1 pseudogene is annotated in these 1440 nt (G+C 61.8%); it reads right to left on the reverse strand.

Annotation, left to right across the window (positions count from 1 at the left end):
- Nucleotides 1-1318: pseudogene (locus tag M0D64_RS44765) on the reverse strand (hypothetical protein); the annotation flags it as partial.
- Between the last annotated feature and the right edge of the window lie 122 nt (nt 1319-1440).

Raw genomic sequence — 1440 nt, forward strand, 5'->3', positions numbered from 1 at the left:
CCATTGATTGACCGGCTACGCTTTCCGCCTGCTTTTGCAGAATGCGCCTTGCTTCCAGGTACGCAGGATGGGCGGGCAACTTCGCCAAAGGTGCGGTTTCGGCATACCGGATCAATGCTTCAACGGCGTCGCCGCTCGTCGCCAGGTGCAGCAGCCGGCGCTTTTCGAGCGAACGGATCGCCTGACGCACATACAGCGAATGCGGCGTTCGGTGCCATGGAGGCGCGGCCCGCACGACGCCCAGGAAGTGTCCCTGCTGCGTCGAGACGGTGGCATACCGGGCATCGTCCTCATCCTCGAGCTGCAGCCAGAGGTTTGTGCCCAGCAGATCGGTGCGCAGGCAAAGCCACTCCGCTGAATAGCGGCCGTTGGCGAAATTAAGATGGGGCCGGCGACCATTTTTCACTCCGCCAAGCAGCGTACAAAGCTTGCGGGTGCCAACGATGCGTCGCACAGCGTCAGGGTCGGCTTGCCTTGGTTTCCAGATTCCTTGTGCGAGAAGTCGATCCAGCTGTTCGAGGGGACTCCGATATCCGAGTCCGGAGTGTGGCGTCGCGTTGTAGTTTGCAACGAGTGTGTCGAGCAACTCTTGCACGTATTCGAGCTGAAACTGGGTGGCGAGCGCCGCTGCGTCAGGATCAGTACCGCGTCGCGCCACTGGCGAACTTCCCGTTGTGGTTGAGAGTCGATGGAAACCGTCGGCGGCCAGACGTGCGAAGAACGATTCTATAAACGGCCGGTCGTCCTTGCTGCGTCGGCGGCTAAAGCTCGCAGGGTCCTGCGGCTTGACGAGCCTTGCCCCCACCACTTCGCGCAGGACATCTTCGACGCGTGCGCATATATTGGCAAGCGCCCCGTCGACGCTGAACTCGTTCCAGCATGCACCGACCAGTTGAGGAAAGCGGTGAGCGGGTAGGCCAGCGCCTGGCAGATAGGCTTCATTGCCAAACTGCAGTTCGCGTGGTGCCCAAGGCTGCAGGGCACAGCGGATGGCGCGCAGCACGTCCTCGGCTGCACATTCCCGACGCAAGCTCAGGTGGTAACCAAGCACAGCGCGCGACGCTACATCAATCAGCACGACGACCCACAGACGGTGAATCATCCGCGGCTCGGTCCCGCCATGCGGTGAAGGCACCAGCACCATCATCCGACTGTCAAGTTTGTGCGCGTCGCACTCGACGCGCTCGAATGGCGCAAGAAGTGGTCGACGTGTTCCGTCGCCGCTGGCTGCCTTACGCGCTGAGTCGCCGCCGGCGAGTTGACGTGCTCTGGCAGGGTTTGCGGCGAGCACGCGATCGATGAAACGAGAGAGAGTCACGTAACCGCGTTTCTCGACATTGAAAGGCCATTCGCCCCGGCGCTCGAAACCGCGGTCGCGCAATTCAGCGAGAAACCATCGGAACACCGCCATTCGCGGCCGATGTGGTGATTCGAGAACGC

Origin of the sequence: Paraburkholderia sp. WS6 (assembly GCF_030464835.1) — a bacterium.
Classification (GTDB): Bacteria; Pseudomonadota; Gammaproteobacteria; order Burkholderiales; family Burkholderiaceae; genus Paraburkholderia; species Paraburkholderia madseniana.